The organism is Mesorhizobium sp. M0615 (genome assembly GCF_040320805.1).
Taxonomy (GTDB): Bacteria; Pseudomonadota; Alphaproteobacteria; order Rhizobiales; family Rhizobiaceae; genus Mesorhizobium.
This window is the reverse complement of record NZ_JAMYQI010000018.1, coordinates 87,080-102,588: the sequence shown is the minus strand read 5'-3', so window position 1 is coordinate 102,588 and position 15,509 is coordinate 87,080. Positions and strand designations below refer to the sequence as shown.

13 protein-coding genes and 1 pseudogene are annotated in these 15,509 nt (G+C 62.3%); 12 read left to right on the top strand and 2 right to left on the bottom strand.

The window, feature by feature from the left end:
* Positions 1-179: 179 nt before the first annotated feature.
* The 11 genes from pyrH (at position 180) to lpxB (ending at position 11,479) form a co-directional block, all read left to right on the top strand.
* Positions 180-902 carry a UMP kinase gene (pyrH, locus tag NKI46_RS26845; protein ID WP_023671026.1) on the top strand — a complete coding sequence of 241 codons (723 nt, stop codon included), beginning with the start codon at positions 180-182 and terminating at the stop codon, positions 900-902.
* 100 nt (positions 903-1,002) lie between these two features.
* Positions 1,003-1,557 (top strand): ribosome recycling factor, encoded by a 555-nt coding sequence (frr, locus tag NKI46_RS26840; protein WP_023671027.1) that lies wholly within the window; start codon positions 1,003-1,005, stop codon positions 1,555-1,557.
* A gap of 31 nt (positions 1,558-1,588) precedes the next feature.
* A complete protein-coding gene (locus NKI46_RS26835; protein WP_023748403.1) occupies positions 1,589-2,311 on the top strand; it encodes an isoprenyl transferase in 723 nt (240 codons plus the stop codon).
* A gap of 11 nt (positions 2,312-2,322) precedes the next feature.
* Complete coding sequence (locus NKI46_RS26830; RefSeq protein WP_023738711.1) at positions 2,323-3,138, top strand: phosphatidate cytidylyltransferase; 816 nt, start codon at positions 2,323-2,325, stop codon at positions 3,136-3,138.
* 103 nt (positions 3,139-3,241) lie between these two features.
* Positions 3,242-4,384 (top strand): RIP metalloprotease RseP, encoded by a 1,143-nt coding sequence (rseP, locus tag NKI46_RS26825; protein WP_023738712.1) that lies wholly within the window; start codon positions 3,242-3,244, stop codon positions 4,382-4,384.
* 217 nt (positions 4,385-4,601) lie between these two features.
* Entirely contained in the window at positions 4,602-6,983 is a 2,382-nt protein-coding gene (bamA, locus tag NKI46_RS26820; protein ID WP_023738713.1) for an outer membrane protein assembly factor BamA, read from the top strand.
* A gap of 77 nt (positions 6,984-7,060) precedes the next feature.
* A complete protein-coding gene (gene lpxD / locus NKI46_RS26815; RefSeq protein ID WP_023684695.1) occupies positions 7,061-8,119 on the top strand; it encodes a UDP-3-O-(3-hydroxymyristoyl)glucosamine N-acyltransferase in 1,059 nt (352 codons plus the stop codon).
* Between the two features lies 1 nt (position 8,120).
* Positions 8,121-8,573 (top strand): 3-hydroxyacyl-ACP dehydratase FabZ, encoded by a 453-nt coding sequence (gene fabZ / locus NKI46_RS26810; RefSeq protein WP_023684696.1) that lies wholly within the window; start codon positions 8,121-8,123, stop codon positions 8,571-8,573.
* Between the two features lie 15 nt (positions 8,574-8,588).
* Complete coding sequence (gene lpxA / locus NKI46_RS26805; RefSeq protein WP_023706235.1) at positions 8,589-9,422, top strand: acyl-ACP--UDP-N-acetylglucosamine O-acyltransferase; 834 nt, start codon at positions 8,589-8,591, stop codon at positions 9,420-9,422.
* Positions 9,409-10,311 carry an LpxI family protein gene (locus NKI46_RS26800; protein ID WP_352748838.1) on the top strand — a complete coding sequence of 301 codons (903 nt, stop codon included), beginning with the start codon at positions 9,409-9,411 and terminating at the stop codon, positions 10,309-10,311. Before lpxA ends, NKI46_RS26800 begins: the two co-directional genes overlap by 14 nt.
* A complete protein-coding gene (gene lpxB, locus NKI46_RS26795) occupies positions 10,301-11,479 on the top strand; it encodes a lipid-A-disaccharide synthase (protein WP_352748835.1) in 1,179 nt (392 codons plus the stop codon). Before NKI46_RS26800 ends, lpxB begins: the two co-directional genes overlap by 11 nt.
* A 125-nt stretch (positions 11,480-11,604) precedes the next feature.
* Here lpxB and gltA read toward each other — a convergent pair whose 3' ends face one another.
* The gene (gene gltA, locus NKI46_RS26790; RefSeq protein ID WP_023671037.1) at positions 11,605-12,936 is read right to left on the bottom strand and encodes a citrate synthase; all 1,332 of its coding nucleotides are present in this window, start codon (positions 12,934-12,936) and stop codon (positions 11,605-11,607) included.
* A gap of 181 nt (positions 12,937-13,117) precedes the next feature.
* A complete protein-coding gene (gene gltX, locus NKI46_RS26785) occupies positions 13,118-14,542 on the bottom strand; it encodes a glutamate--tRNA ligase (RefSeq protein ID WP_352748832.1) in 1,425 nt (474 codons plus the stop codon).
* Positions 14,543-15,003: 461 nt separating this feature from the next.
* Between gltX and arr the strand changes: the two are divergent.
* Positions 15,004-15,419 (top strand): annotated as a pseudogene (gene arr, locus NKI46_RS26780) (NAD(+)--rifampin ADP-ribosyltransferase).
* Positions 15,420-15,509: the final 90 nt, after the last annotated feature.

Sequence of the window (15,509 nt, the reverse complement as noted above, 5' to 3'; positions counted from 1 at the left end):
CCCGCCGCCCCCCACCACCCCCAAGCGCGGGGCGGCGCGGTGAGGGGTGTTGGGGGCGCGGGGCCCCGGGCCACTCCGCGGCCCCCTTCGTGTATCGGAACTCGGCATCGCGCCAGCGGCGGCGCCCGCGCGAGGGCGGCCTGCCCAGGCTGCCACACGCAATCAATGACGAGGTCCAGATGACGGCAAAGCCCCTCTATCGACGTGTCCTGCTGAAAGCCTCGGGCGAAGCGTTGATGGGCGAGCAGCATTTCGGCATCGACGTCTCGGTGGTCGACCGAATCGCCGCCGACATCGCCGAAGCCCGCGCGCTTGGCATCGAGGTCGGCGTCGTCATTGGCGGCGGCAATATCTTTCGCGGCGTGGCGGTGGCATCCAAGGGCGGCGACCGCGTCACCGGCGACCACATGGGCATGCTGGCCACCGTCATCAACTCGCTGGCGCTGCGCACCTCGCTGAACAAGATCGGCGTCGATGCCGTCGTGCTGTCGGCCATCGCCATGCCCGAACTGTGCGAGAGTTTTTCCCAGCGCCAGGCCACCGCCTATATGAACCAGGGCAAGGTCGTCATTTTCGCCGGCGGCACCGGCAATCCGTTCTTCACCACCGATTCGGCCGCGGCCTTGCGCGCCGCCGAGATCGGCGCCGACGCGTTGTTCAAGGGCACCCAGGTCGACGGCGTCTATTCGGCCGATCCCAAGAAGGATCCGAATGCGACCCGCTTCGAGCGCATCAGCCATGCCGAAGTCATCAACAAGGGCTTATCGATCATGGATACCGCCGCAATTGCACTTGCGCGCGAAAACAACATCCCGATAATCGTCTATTCGATCCACGAAAAAGGTGGTTTCGGCGATATTCTGCGGGGCGGCGGCCGTTGCACGATCGTCGCCGACGAATAATCCGGAGTATACTCTCCAAAAAGGGATCAGTTTTCGAAAGAGGGTCCGAATATGGGGCCCTAAGCAGTGAACCCGGATCAAACGGGTCGAGGAGACTAAGATGAGTGGTGAGTTCGACGACCTCAAGCGGCGCATGGATGGCGCGATCGCCGCCTTCAAGCACGATTTGGCTTCGCTGCGCACCGGCCGTGCCTCCAGCAATCTGCTCGACGCCATCCAGGTCCAGGCCTACGGCACCACCATGCCCATCAACCAGGTGGCGAACGTGTCGGTGCCCGAGCCGCGCATGATTTCGGTTTCGGTCTGGGATAAGTCGATGGTCGGCGCGGTCGACCGTGCCATCAGAGAATCCAATCTCGGCTTCAATCCGATCGTCGACGGCACCAATCTCAGAATTCCGCTGCCCGAGCTCAACGAGCAGCGCCGCAAGGAACTGGTCAAGATCTCGCATGGCTACGCCGAGAACGCCCGCGTCGCGGTGCGCCATGTCCGTCGCGACGGCATGGACTTCTTGAAGAAGGCCGAAAAGGACGGCGACATCAGCGAGGACGATCAGCGCAAGCGCTCCGATCAGGTCCAGAAGCTGACCGACGAGACGATCAGCACCATCGATCACCTGCTTTCCGATAAGGAAGCTGAAATCATGCAGGTTTAGGGTCGGCCCACACCGGCCCGAAAGCGAGACAATGGCAACGCCCGCGCATGTCGCGATCATCATGGATGGAAACGGACGCTGGGCCAAGGCGCGCGGCATGCCGCGGCTTGCCGGCCATCGCGCCGGCGTCGAAGCGCTGCGCAAGACGGTGCGCGCCGCGCCCGGTCTCGGCATTTCCTTCCTGACCGTCTACGCCTTTTCGTCGGAAAACTGGTCGCGGCCCAAGGCCGAAGTCAGCGACCTGATGGGGCTTTTGAAACTGTTCATCCGCCGCGATCTGGCCGAACTGCACCAGAACGGCGTGCGCGTCAGGATCATCGGTGACAGGGCGGGGCTGCAGCCGGACATCAGGGGCCTGCTGGAAGAGGCCGAATCGCTGACTGCGCGCAATGAATCGCTGACCTTGGTCATCGCCTTCAACTATGGCGGGCGCGACGAGATCGTGCGCACGGCACGCAAGCTCGCAGCCGCAGTGGCGCGCGGCGAGATCGACGCAGAGGCGATCACGGCAGACACTTTTGCCGGCGCCCTCGACACCGCAGGCATTCCCGATCCGGAGCTGGTCATCCGCACCAGTGGCGAGCTTCGGCTGTCGAACTTCCTTCTGTGGCAGGCAGCCTACAGCGAACTGGTTTTTCTGCCTTGCTACTGGCCTGACTTCAGCCGCGAACACCTGGCCGACGCATTGCGCGATTTTGCTGGCCGCGAGCGCCGTTTTGGCGGGCTTGCCGCTCAAGATGTCGCTGCCTCGTGATCGGCGGCGGGATGAACAATCTTCAGCTTCGCATCGTCTCGGCGCTGGTGCTGGCCGCAATAGCGCTTGGCCTGACCTGGTTGGGAGGGCTGTGGTTCCGCCTGCTTTGCGCCGGGATATCGGCGGTCATCTTCTATGAATGGGCGCGCATGTCGCGCCCCTTGGCCGGTGCGACCCTCGGCTTCATTCCCGAAGCGCTGCTTCTGGTTTTCGTCGTCGCCCTGGTTGCAGGCGTGCCGGCATCGTGGCTTCTGTCTCTTGTCCTGGCCATGGTTGTGGTCGCTGCTATCGGCGCCCGTATGCGTGGAGCGGCGCAATGGGATGCAGCCGGTCTTGCCTACGCGGCTTTGTCCGGCTTATCGCTGGCGCTGCTGCGCGGCGGCGACCATCCCGGCCTGGTCGCAATCCTGTTTCTGTTCGCCGTGGTCTGGGCGACCGACATCTTCGCCTATTTCGTCGGCCGCTCCGTCGGTGGGCCCAAGCTCGCGCCATCTATATCCCCCGGCAAGACGCAGAGCGGCGCGCTTGGCGGCGCTGTCGGCGGCGTGGCCGCCGGCGTGCTTCTGGCTGCCGCCGCCGGGGCCGGCAATCTTGGCGTCCTCGCCTTGGTTGCGCTGGTGCTGTCGATTGTTGCCCAGGCTGGCGATCTCTTCGAATCCTGGGTCAAGCGCCGCCACGGCCGCAAGGATTCAAGCGCGTTGATACCCGGGCATGGCGGTGTCATGGACAGGGTGGACGGGCTTGTCGCGGCGGCTTTTGCCCTATACGTGATCGGCTGGATTTCGGCGGGCGCCGATCATCCGGCGCAGGGGCTGTTTCCGGCTTGAGTGATATTTCACGGCGAAGAAATGGCGCACGCCACGGATTCGCCTGGATTGATGTCACAGTCGCGGCGACACCTTTTGCCGCGGGTGAATTTGAGGGCATGACTTGAACGAAATTCTTCACGCGTTTTTCAGCACGGAAGGCTTTGTCCTCGGCACGCTGGTGCCGTTTCTGTTCGTGCTGACCGTGGTCGTCTTCATTCACGAAATGGGCCATTACCTGGTCGGCCGCTGGTGCGGCATTGGCGTGAAGGCCTTTTCGATCGGCTTCGGCCCCGAACTTCTCGGCTTCAACGACAGCCACGGCACGCGCTGGAAGCTCTGCGCCATACCGCTCGGCGGTTATGTCAAATTCGTCGGCGACATGAGCGCCACGTCGAGCCAGCCGAGTTCGGAAGATCTGGAAACGCTGACTGACGCTGAACGCAAGGTCGCCTTCCACACGCAACCCATCTGGAAACGCGCCGCCACGGTGGTGGCCGGACCGTTGTTCAACTTCCTTTTGACCATTGCCGTCTTTGCCGTGCTGTTTTCCCTCTATGGCCGCCCTGTGTTTGAGCCGATGGTGGCGGCGGTCACCGCCGGCAGTCCAGCCGAAAGGGCCGGCATTTTGCCAGGCGACCGATTCGTCGCCGTCGACGGCAGCAAGGTTGAGACCTTCGCCGACGTCCAACGCGTGGTCTCAGGCCGCGGCGGCGACGCCATCACCTTCACCATGTTGCGCGACGGCAAGGAGGTCACCGTCGTCGCGACGCCGGAGCCGATGGAGCAGCTGGACGCGCTGGGCAACAAGGTCAAGGTGGCCGTCATCGGCGTCGTCAACAACAAGGATGTCGGCCAGCCCAGGCTGATCACCTACAGCCCTGTCGGAGCAGTCGGCGCCGCGGTCGAGGAGACGGGGCACGTCATTCAGCGCACCGGCCAGTTCCTGCAGCGATTCGTTGTCGGCCGCGAAGACAAATGCCAGCTGGGCGGCCCCATCAAGATCGCCAAGATGTCGGGGCAGGCGGCAAAGCTGGGCTTCCTATGGCTGGTGCAACTCGTCGCCGGGCTATCGGTCGGGATCGGAATTCTGAACCTTTTGCCGATTCCCCCCCTCGACGGCGGCCATCTCCTGTTCTACGCACTCGAAGCCGTTTTCCGGCGTCCGGTATCGGAGCGGATGATGGAAATGGGATACCGGGCCGGCCTCTTTCTGGTGCTGGGATTTATGGGCTTCGTCTTCTGGAACGATCTGTTTGGGTGCTGAAATCATGAAGAAATTTGGCTTCAGCACCGGCAATGTTGAGACGCCGTTTACCATGCACGGGGGTATGCGTGACGCGAAAGCCACGCATCAGGGTTAAGTAATTACAAATTAACCAGAAGCCTTGCGTGTAGGGAAAATCCGGTTAATACGGTAGGAGAAATTACCGCACGTCCGGTTTTCTCGCCGTGGGGACTTCGAGAAAAGGTACAAAAGCCCGATGAAGGCAGCATCCAAATTTTTGAGCGCCGCGTCCGCGGTGGCTATGTCCGCCGCTCTGGTTGTACCAGGTGCGCTCGCCGTGCAGTTCGTTGCCACATCTGCGGCGCAGGCAGCCGTTGTCTCGAGAGTCGAGGTCAGCGGCAACCAGCGTGTCGACGCCGACACCATCCGCAACTACATCACCATCAAGCCGGGCAAGGCGTTTTCCAGCGCCGATATCGACGATGCGGTCAAGGCGCTGTTCGGCACCGGGCTGTTCTCGGACGTGCAGATCAATCAGGTCGGTTCGACGCTGGTGGTCAAGGTTGCCGAATATCAGGTCGTCAACCAGGTTCTGTTCCAGGGCAACAAGAAGCTCAAGGACAATGCGCTGGCAGTCGCCGTGCAGTTGAAGCCGCGCGGGACGTTCTCGCAGGCAACGCTGGACTCCGATGTCGAGGCGGTGAAGGCTGCCTACAGGCGGATTGGCCGCGATGACGCCACTGTCACGACGCAGATCATGGATCTCGGCGACAACCGCGTGAACGTGGTCTTCAACATCAACGAAGGCGGCCGCACCAAGATCGCCGCTGTCAATTTCGTCGGCAACAGCGCCTATTCGAGCCGCCGCCTGTCTGACGTCATCGCCACCAAGCGCTCGAGCTTCCTGTCCTTCGTGCTGCGTGACGACGTCTATGACGAGGACAAGCTCCGCGCCGACCAGGAATCGCTGCGCCGCTTCTATTACAATCACGGCTATGCCGACTTCCAGGTGGTCTCAGCTGTCGGCGAGCTCGACGACACGACCAACCAGTACACCGTTACCATCACCGTCCAGGAAGGCGACCGCTATACGTTCGGCGACGTCAGCGTCGAGAGCACCATTCCCGAAGTCGACTCGAAGGCGCTGGAATCGGTGGTTCAGACCCACAAGGGCGACGTCTACAACGCCAAGGATGTCGAGGACACCATCATTGCGCTGACCGAAAAGGTCGCGGGTTCGGGCTATGCCTTCGCCCAGGTGACGCCTCGCGGTGATCGCAACTTCGAGAACCACACCATTTCGGTCGTCTATACGATCGACCAGGGCACCAAGGCCTATATCGAGCGCATCGAAATCCGCGGCAACGACCGCACACGCGACTATGTCATTCGTCGTGAGTTCGATGTCAGCGAAGGCGACGCCTTCAACCAGGTACTCATCCAGCGCGCGAAGAAGCGGCTGGAAAAGCTAGATTACTTTGAGAAAGTCGACGTTTCGACTGTCCCGGGTTCTGAGCCAGACCAGGTCGTGCTCGTGGTCGACGTGGTCGAGAAATCGACCGGCGAGTTCTCGGTTGGCGCAGGTTATTCGACCGGTGGCGACACTGCCGGTCCGTCTGTCGAAGGTTCGGTCGCGGAGCGCAACTTCCTCGGTCGCGGCCAGTACATCAAGGTTTCGGCGGGTGGCGGCAAGAATTCGCGGGACTACAGCCTGTCCTTCACCGAACCCTATTTCCTGGGGCGCCGTATCGCCGCCGGCTTCGATATCTTCCAGCAGACCCGCAACTACGACCACTATGACAGCGAGACGCTGGGTGCGACGGTGCGCTTCGGCCTGCCGATCACCGACAACATCTCGACGCAGTTGGCGTACAATATCGCCCAGGAGAAGTACAAGCTCGACGACGGTTGCGATGATACTCCCCACGATGAGATTCCGGACGCTGACTGCCACATTTCTAAAGCCATCGTCGAGGGCATCAATGATAGCCCGTGGATCAAGTCGTCGGTCAGCCTGGGACTGGTCTACAACACCATCGACGACATGAAGAGTCCGCATGAAGGCATCTACGCCACCACGACCGTGGAAGTGGCCGGCCTTGGTGGCGATGCCAAATTCGTCAAGGTTACCGGTCGTGGCACTGTCTACCAGACGCTGTCCGAACAGCTGGATCTGGTTGGCCTGATCTCAGGCGGCGCTGGCCATATTCAGGGCTTCGGCGGTGACGGCTTGCGTATCTTCGATCAGTTCCAGAGCAGCGACCGCATGATCCGCGGCTTCGAGTATGGCGGCATCGGCCCTGCCGATATTACGCCGGGTTCTGGTGGTGATCACCTCGGCGGCACCACCTATTTCAATGCGTCGGCGGAAGCTCAATTTCCGATACCGGTCATTCCGGAAAGCTTTGGTGTGCGCGGCGCTGTGTTTGCTGATGCCGCCACACTGTACGGCAGCAAGATCGACACCGCCGGCGTCGATCAGGCCTCGGTCGATATGAAGTTGCGCGCCTCGGTTGGTGTCGGCTTGTTGTGGTCATCGCCTTTCGGCCCGATCCGCATTGACTACGCGATGCCCGTCAAGAAGGAAAAGACCGACGACGTGCAGGAATTCAACTTCGGCATGTCGAGCCGCTTCTGATCTTGCGGTAACGATGCTTCCGGGCCGTTGGGGTCCGGAAGAGAATTGATCCGACCTAGCTGGATATTGCTTCTGGAATGACCGATCCGGTGTTCTTCGCGCCATCACGCCGGTATACGGCTGGCGAAGTCGCGAATCTGACCGGCGCATCGCTTGTCGATTCCGATTTTGCCCACATATCGATCGATGCGTTGGCGCCAGCCAATGAAGGCGGCGAGGGTGCGCTCGTCTTCGTCGACGGCAAGCGCAATTTCGCGCTGATGCAGTCGCTGAAGGCGGCGGCCGTGTTTTGTCCCGCCGAGTTCGCGGGCAAGGCGCCGGCAGGCATTGCGGTTCTGGTTCATCCGCGCCCGCAGCAGGCCTTCGCCATGATCGGCCGGCTGCTGTTCCCGACGGCGGCTACGCCGGGACCGATGACCAGCGAAACCGGGGTCTCGCCGCAAGCTCATGTCGATGCCTCGGCGCATATCGAGGCCGGGGCGATCATCGAGGCCGGAGCGGTCATCGGCCCCCGCGCTTCCATCGGCAGCGGAACGGTCATTGCCCCCCACGCCGTTATCGGCCCCTCCTGCCAGATCGGCCGTGACGGCTACATTGGGCCGGGTGTCAGTGTTCAGTATGCGCTGATCGGCAACCGCGTCATCATTCATGGCGGCGCCAGGATAGGCCAGGACGGCTTCGGCTTTGTCGGCGGCGCCAAAGGCCCTGAGCGTGTGCCGCAGGTCGGCCGCGTCATCATCCAGGACGATGTCGAAATCGGCTCGAACACGACCGTCGATCGCGGCGCCATGTCGGATACGGTCATCGGTCAGGGCACCAAGATCGACAATCTGGTGCAGATCGCCCATAACGTTCGCATCGGCCGCAATTGCATTATTGCCGGGCTCTCTGGTATTTCCGGCTCCGTCACCGTCGGTGATGGTGTCACCATGGGCGGCGGCGTTGGCCTTGCCGATCATTTGACCATCGGATCAGGGGCCAAGCTTGCTGCAAGAAGCGGGTTCATGAGCAACGTGCCGGCGGGCGAGATCTGGGGAGGCTATCCGGCGCAGCCGATGGCGGAAGCCATGCGCGAGATCGCCATGCTGAGGAAGCTCGCCAGGACGCGCAAGCAGGGCGAAGGGGGAAGTAGCTGAGATGGTGCCGGCGACGCTCGAAGCGGTCGATATATTGGGGTTGATGAAGCTTTTACCGCATCGCTATCCCTTCCTGATGATCGATCGCATCATCGAAATCGACGGCAATGATTCTGCCATCGGCATCAAGAACGTGACCATCAATGAGCCGCATTTCCAGGGCCATTTCCCGGATCAGCCGGTGATGCCGGGCGTGCTCATCGTCGAGGCCATGGCGCAGACCGCCGGCGCGATCTGCATCCGTAACCTCAACACGGAAAAGCCGTCGCTGGTCTATTTCCTGACCATCGATAATGCGAAATTCCGCAAACCGGTCGTCCCGGGCGACCAGTTGAAAATCCACGTCAAGAAAATCAAGATGCGCGGCAACCTGCTCAAATTCGCCTGCGAGGCCATGGTGGAGGGCACAAAGGCCGCCGAAGCCGAGATCTCGGCAATGATGGTTACCGGCTGACGGTTCGAAATGCTCATGAAAATACAGACTTCAATCCACCCCTCGGCCGTCATCGAGGCCGGCGCGCAGATCGGCGAAGGCGCCGCAATAGGACCTTTCTGCTATGTCGGCGCTGACGCCGTGATCGGTGACCGCGTCGAACTGGTCAGCCATGTCTCGGTGCTGGGCGCGACAACCATTGGCGCCGCGACCAAGGTCTATCCAATGGCGACACTGGGCGGACCGCCGCAGAACACCAAGCACAAGGGCGGCCGCACCACTTTGGTCATCGGCCAGAACTGCACGATCCGCGAAGGCGTGACCATGCATCTCGGCACCGATTCCAGCCGCGGCGAGACGACCGTCGGCGACAACGGCAATTTCCTTGCCTATGCCCACATTGCCCATGATTGCGTCGTCGGTAAAAACGCCACCTTCGCCAATGGCGCGACCCTGGGCGGCCATTGCGAGGTCGGTGACAGCGTTTATATTGGCGGCCTCAGCGCCGTTCATCAGTTCGTGCGTGTTGGTGACAACGCCTTTCTCGGCGGCTGCTCGGCTTTTGTCGGCGATGTCATTCCCTACGCCATTGCGGTGGGCAATCGCGCCAGCCTGCGTGGACTCAACATCATCGGCCTGAAGCGCGCCGGGTTGCCGCGCGCCGAAATCTACCTGCTGCGCAAGGCTTACAAGACCATCTTCGACCGCTCCCGCACTGTCGGCGAGAACATCGAATTCGCCAAGGCCGAGTTTGCGTCGTCGCCGACGGCCATGAAAATCATCGATTTCATCACCAGTCGCGGCAAGCGGCATTTTGCCGTCCCGTCGCTTAAGGGTGGCGACGGCGACGATGCCGATGACGAAGGCTGAGGCCACTTCAACGGGCCTCCAACTTGCGCCGGACGCCAGGGTCGGCATCATTGCCGGCGGCGGTAGCTTGCCGGTCGAAGTTGCCGCCGGCCTGGCGGAGGCCGGACATCGGCCTGTCATCATCCTGGTCGAAGGTCAGGCCGACCGTCAGTCCGACCTCACAATCTATGAGCATGAAAGCCTTGCGCTGGAAGACATCGGCTCGCTGGTTGCGTTGCTGAGGCGCCGGCGGATCACCCATCTTGTGCTTGCCGGCGAGATCAGGCGCAGGCCGCGGTTGGTCGACATGCGTCCGAACCTTGGGCTACTGGCACTTATACCCTCGCTCGCCATGGCGCTTGCCCGCGGCGATGACGGGCTGTTGAAGATATTGACCCGCGGCCTGGAGGCACGGGGCGTCAAGGTTGTCGGTGCGCATGAAGTCGTGCCCCGGCTCGTCGCGGCCGAAGGGCCGCTGACCAAAGCAGTGCCGCGAAAGTCCGACTGGCGCGATATCGAGGCGGCACACGCGGCGGCAAAGGCCATCGGCGCGCTCGACATTGGCCAGGCGGCAATTGCCATCGGTGGCCGCACTGTTGCCCTGGAAGGCGTCGAGGGCACCCACGGACTGCTCGAGCGGACGCAGCAGTTGCGCGGCCATGGCAGGCTGGCCGGCAAGACGCGCGGTGTCCTGGTCAAATGCGCCAAGCCTGGCCAGGAATTGCGTGCCGATCTGCCATCTATTGGCCCCCAGACCGTCGAGGCGGCGCATGCCGCGGGGCTCGCCGGCATTGCCGTCGAAGCCGGCCGTTCGCTCATCCTCGAAGGCCCCGCCGTTGTCGCGCACGCCAATGCGCTCGGCCTGTTCGTGTTCGGCCTGCCGGCTGCGGGGGCTGTCCATGGCAGCTGAGAAGCCGCTGAAGATTGCCATCGTCGCCGGCGAAGAATCCGGCGACCTGCTGGGCGCCGACATCGTGCAGGCGCTGAAGCGCATGACCGGGCGCGAGGTGCAACTCGTCGGCATTGGCGGGCGGCATCTGCAGGCGCTCGGACTGGCGCCGCTGTTCGATGGCGCCGAGATCGCGCTGATGGGGCTCAGCGCCATCCTGCGTGACTTGCCGCGCCTGATGCGGCGGATCAGCCAGACGGCAAGTGCTGTCGCCGCCGAAAAACCCGACTGTCTGATCACCATCGACAGCCCTGATTTCTCGCTGCGCGTCGCCAAAAAGGTCCGCGCCGCCGATCCGTCAATCCCGACCGTCCATTATGTCTGCCCGAGCGTCTGGGCGTGGCGGCCGGGTAGGGCGGCCGCGATGAAGCCCTATGTCGACCACATACTGTGCATCCTGCCTTTCGAGGTAAAGGAGCTCAGCCGTCTCGGCGGCCCGCCCGGCACTTACGTCGGACATCGCCTCACGCATGATCCAGGCGTGCTGGGCGCGGCCAGGGCGCAAGCCCAGCCACGCGATCTCTCGGCCGATCACGTCAAGACGCTGCTCGTCCTGCCAGGGTCGCGGCGCGGCGAGGTCAGCCGGCTTATCGGTCCGTTCGGCGAGACGGTGTCGGCGCTGCGCGCGCGTGGCCACCGGCTGCGGCTGTTGCTGCCGACGGTGCCGCATGTCGCCGAACTGGTCAAAACGTCGGTGGCGCGCTGGGATCAGGAGCCGGAAGTCATCCTTGACCCCGAGCGCAAGTGGCAGGCCTTCGGCAAGGCCGATGCGGCGCTGATCGCGTCAGGAACGGTTTCGCTGGAACTGGCGTTGTCGGGTGTACCGATGATCTCTTGCTACAAGTTCGATCCGATCATGCTGATGGCGCAGAGCCTGATCACGGTGTGGAGCGCCGCTTTGCCCAACCTTATTGCCGACCGGCCGGTCGTGCCGGAAAGCTACAACCAGTATGTGCGGCCGCACTATCTGGCGCGGCAGCTCGAGGCACTGTTTTCAGACACCGCCTACCGCGCTTGGCAAAAGGACGGCTTTGGCGAGGTTGCCAGACGCATGGCCACCGACCGGCCCTCCGGCGACATCGCCGCCGATGTCGTTCTTCGCCACATCGGGAGAGCGAATAGGGCTTAGCGAGTGAATAGTGAATAGTGAATAGTGAATAGGATTAACGAGCTCTCGACTATAATCAAGCTGCTACTTACTACCTGCTATTACTACCTGCTATTCACTACTTACCATTCACCATTCACTCTCTTTCACCTTTTCGCAATCGGCACGTAGTCGCGTTCCGGGGCGCCGGTATAGAGCTGGCGCGGGCGGCCGATCTTCTGGTGCGGGTCCTCGATCATTTCCTTCCACTGCGCGATCCAGCCGACGGTGCGCGCGACCGCGAACAGTACGGTGAACATGGTGGTGGGGAAGCCCAGCGCCTTCAGCGTGATGCCGGAATAGAAATCGACGTTCGGATAGAGCTTCTTTTCGATGAAGTAGGAATCGGTCAGCGCGATCTTTTCCAGCTCCATGGCGATGTCGAGCAGCGGATCGTCCTTGATGCCGAGTTCGCCGAGCACCTCATGCGCCGTCTTCTGCATGATCTTCGCGCGAGGATCGTAGTTCTTGTATACGCGATGGCCGAAGCCCATCAGCCGGAACGGATCGTTCTTGTCCTTGGCGCGGGCGATGAATTCCGGGATGTGGTCGACATGGCCGATTTCTCCCAGCATGTTGAGCGCCGCCTCATTGGCGCCGCCATGCGCCGGGCCCCACAGGCAGGCGATGCCGGCGGCGATGCAGGCGAACGGATTGGCGCCCGACGAGCCGGCAAGCCGCACCGTCGAGGTCGAGGCGTTCTGCTCGTGGTCGGCATGCAGGATGAAGATGCGCTCCATGGCGCGCGCCAGCACCGGGTTGATCTTGTATTCCTCGCACGGCACCGCAAAGCACATATGCAGGAAGTTGGCGGCGAAGTTCAGCTCGTTCTTCGGGTAAATGAAGGGCTGGCCGATATGGTATTTGTAGGCCATGGCCGCAATCGTCGGCATCTTGGCAATCAGCCGCATCGAGGCGACCATGCGCTGATACGGATCCGAAATATCGGTGGAGTCGTGATAGAAGGCCGACAGCGCGCCGACCACGCCGCACATCACAGCCATCGGATGCGCGTCGCGGCGAAAGCCGGTGAAGAAGCGCGACATCTGCTCGTGCACCATGGTGTGGCGCGTTACCCGGTAGTCGAAATCGTCCTTCTGCGCCTTGGTCGGCAGTTCGCCGTAAAGCAGGAGGTAGCAGACTTCGAGGAAGTCGCCATGCTCGGCCAGCTGGTCGATGGGGTACCCGCGGTGAAGCAGGATGCCGGCATCGCCGTCGATGAAGGTTATCGCCGACTCGCAGCTCGCCGTCGAGGTGAAGCCGGGATCGTAGGTGAAGGCGCCGGTGGTGTTGTAGAGCGCACCGATGTCGATGACGTCGGGCCCGACCGAGCCGCTTCGCACCTTGAATTCATGCGTCTTGCCGGCCAGTTCGAGCGTGGCAGTCGACGGGTGCGTCGTCTTGCTGCCGGTTTCCAGTCTTGTCGCAGCTTCGCTCATTCTCAAACTCCTTCATGTTCCTCATGCCGGCAAGGCAATTCCTGCAAACGACACGTCGAAATCACCGGAATGCGCGAACTCGCCACCGCATTTTAGGAGGTGCGTGCCAGATTGGGCCAAGGCCTAATGTTGCACTGCGAAACCCGCCTTTCAATGCCAATCTTTTTGGGCCAGCTCGCTCCTAATCGATTTGATCCGCAATCCGCGCCAGGCTTTCCTCGCGGCCAAGCACGGCAAGCACGTCGAACACGCCGGGCGAGGTGCTACGGCCGGTAAGGGCCGCCCGGAGCGGTTGGGCCACGGCGCCGAGCTTGTGGCCGCCGGCCGCTGCGAACTCGCGCACCGCGGCTTCAGCCGCGGCAGCCGACCAATCACCCGAAACAGTCTGCAAAGCGGCATGTGCGCCGCGCAGGATCGCGCGCGCGTCGGCACTGAGCAGTGCTGCCGCCTTCTCGTCGATCGGCAGCGGCCGCTCGACGAACAGGAAGGCCGCGCCATCGGCCAGTTCCACCAGCGTCTTGGCGCGCTCTTTCAGGCCCGGCAAGGCGGCCAGCAGCTGCGCCTTCCTGGCGTCGTCGAGACGGGCGGCGATAGCAGATCCGCCTTCGAGGTATGGCAGAGTGGCGACGAAAATGTCGAACAGCTCGGTATCGGCCATCTTGCGCATATGCGCGCCGTTGATCGACTCGAGCTTGGCGAAGTCGAAGCGCGCCGCACCCTTGTTGACATCGCCGATGTCGAACCACGAGATCATGTCCTTGATCGACATGATCTCGTCGTCGCCATGGCTCCAGCCGAGCCTTGCCAGATAGTTGAGCAGTGCCTCGGGCAGATAGCCCATGGCGCGATAAGCCTCGACACCGAGTGCGCCGTGCCGCTTCGACAGCTTGGCGCCGTCGGCGCCGTGGATCAGCGGGATATGCGACATCGACGGGACGTCCCAGCCCATGGCGTTGTAGATCACCGTCTGGCGCGCGGCGTTGGTCAGATGGTCGTCGCCACGGATGATGTGGGTGACGCCCATGTCATGGTCGTCGACGACGACGGCATGCATGTAGGTCGGATTGCCGTCCGAGCGCAGGATGATGAAATCGTCGAGGTCCTTGTTGGGGAAGCTCACCTCGCCCTGCACACGGTCGTGCACCACGGTTTCGCCCTCGGTCGGCGCCTTGATGCGGATGGCGCCCTTGACGCCGGGAGGCGCCTCCGAGGGGGCACGATCGCGCCACTGGCCGTTGTAGCGCGGCGGCAAGCCCTTGGCGCGTGCGGCCTCGCGCATCGCTTCGAGCTCGGCAGGCGTCTCGTAGCTGTAATAGGCCTTGCCCAGGCGCACCAGCTCCTCGGCCACCTCACGGTGGCGCGGCGCGCGCTCGAACTGCGATATGGCCTCACCGTCCCAGGAAAGGCCGAGCCAGGTCAGCCCATCCAGAATGGCCTGTGTCGCCGCCTCGTTGAAGCGTTCGCGGTCGGTGTCCTCGATGCGCAGCACCATCGTGCCGCCGGTGTGCCTGGCGTACAGCCAGTTGAACAGCGCCGTGCGCGCGCCGCCGATATGCAGATAGCCGGTGGGCGAGGGGGCAAAACGGGTGACGACCGTGTCGGACATGGAATTCTCGGGAACCTTGGAAAGCGGGGCGTGATCGCGCCGACTTTCGCGCTTTGCGCGTTCATGTAGCATAGGGGGTCTGGGGCGCAAGGGGCAGACCCGATGGCTGGATGAGGCCGGGGGCACGTCGGCAATTATCGGTTGCGTCAACTGGCGGTGGAGCCTTGTAGCACAAAATCTGTTCGCACCTCCGCGCAACCTCGTTTGGCAGCAGCGTCAATGTCTGGGTTTCATTCGGCTGCAGCGTCCGTCACAGTGCCTGGAACATCGCTGCGACGGTGGTAGCCTCCTCTGACGAGCGGACATTTCTTCACGGAGGCGGCACTGCCCGACTACAACGCCGCCGTGACAGCGTTGGCTTGGTCACGCATATTGACCTTTCTGCAATCATTATCGTGAACACCGCAATTGTGTGCAGTCCGGTCCGCCACGAAGGAGGCAGATTGAAAGAAGGACTACCGATGACCAGAAACGCCGACCATACGGAGGGTGATCCGTTCTACCATGGTACCGGGCGGATTTGAAACCCCGGGATCTGCTGAGCGTCGGCCATCCTTCCAATTTCAGAGATCAACCACTGTCATGGATATATTTCTCCCAGACACTTGAAGCCGCCATCTGGGGAGCAGAGCTTGCAACGGGTGACGGTCGTCAAAGGATTTATATCGTAAAGCCGACGGGGTTTTTCATGGATGACCCTAACCTGACCGATAAAAAATTTCCCGGTAATCCGACGAAATCCTACCGCTCCCGTGATCCGTTGCTCATCCTGGGTGAACTGGGTGAATGGCAGGGTCATACACCGGAACAATTGAAGGCAATGCACGATGGGCTTGCTCGCCTGAGAGCGGAGGGCCAGGATATGATTGAGGATTGAGCGTCCTTGCCAGGTGATGGTCGATTCCGGCGCTGTGGACGTGATCACGCGGACTTTCGCGCTTTGCGCGTTCATGTAGCATAGGGGTCT

Bases quoted from the DNA above. Each gene is read 5' to 3' on its own strand.
- NKI46_RS26830 (WP_023738711.1), top strand. From the start codon at position 2,323: ATGAACAATCTTCAGCTTCGCATCGTCTCGGCGCTGGTGCTGGCCGCA.
- NKI46_RS26835 (WP_023748403.1), top strand. From the start codon at position 1,589: ATGGCAACGCCCGCGCATGTCGCGATCATCATGGATGGAAACGGACGC.
- fabZ (WP_023684696.1), top strand. From the start codon at position 8,121: ATGGTGCCGGCGACGCTCGAAGCGGTCGATATATTGGGGTTGATGAAG.
- lpxB (WP_352748835.1), top strand. From the start codon at position 10,301: ATGGCAGCTGAGAAGCCGCTGAAGATTGCCATCGTCGCCGGCGAAGAA.
- NKI46_RS26800 (WP_352748838.1), top strand. From the start codon at position 9,409: ATGACGAAGGCTGAGGCCACTTCAACGGGCCTCCAACTTGCGCCGGAC.
- pyrH (WP_023671026.1), top strand. From the start codon at position 180: ATGACGGCAAAGCCCCTCTATCGACGTGTCCTGCTGAAAGCCTCGGGC.
- gltX (WP_352748832.1), bottom strand. From the start codon at position 14,542: ATGTCCGACACGGTCGTCACCCGTTTTGCCCCCTCGCCCACCGGCTAT.
- lpxA (WP_023706235.1), top strand. From the start codon at position 8,589: ATGAAAATACAGACTTCAATCCACCCCTCGGCCGTCATCGAGGCCGGC.
- gltA (WP_023671037.1), bottom strand. From the start codon at position 12,936: ATGAGCGAAGCTGCGACAAGACTGGAAACCGGCAGCAAGACGACGCAC.
- lpxD (WP_023684695.1), top strand. From the start codon at position 7,061: ATGACCGATCCGGTGTTCTTCGCGCCATCACGCCGGTATACGGCTGGC.
- frr (WP_023671027.1), top strand. From the start codon at position 1,003: ATGAGTGGTGAGTTCGACGACCTCAAGCGGCGCATGGATGGCGCGATC.
- bamA (WP_023738713.1), top strand. From the start codon at position 4,602: ATGAAGGCAGCATCCAAATTTTTGAGCGCCGCGTCCGCGGTGGCTATG.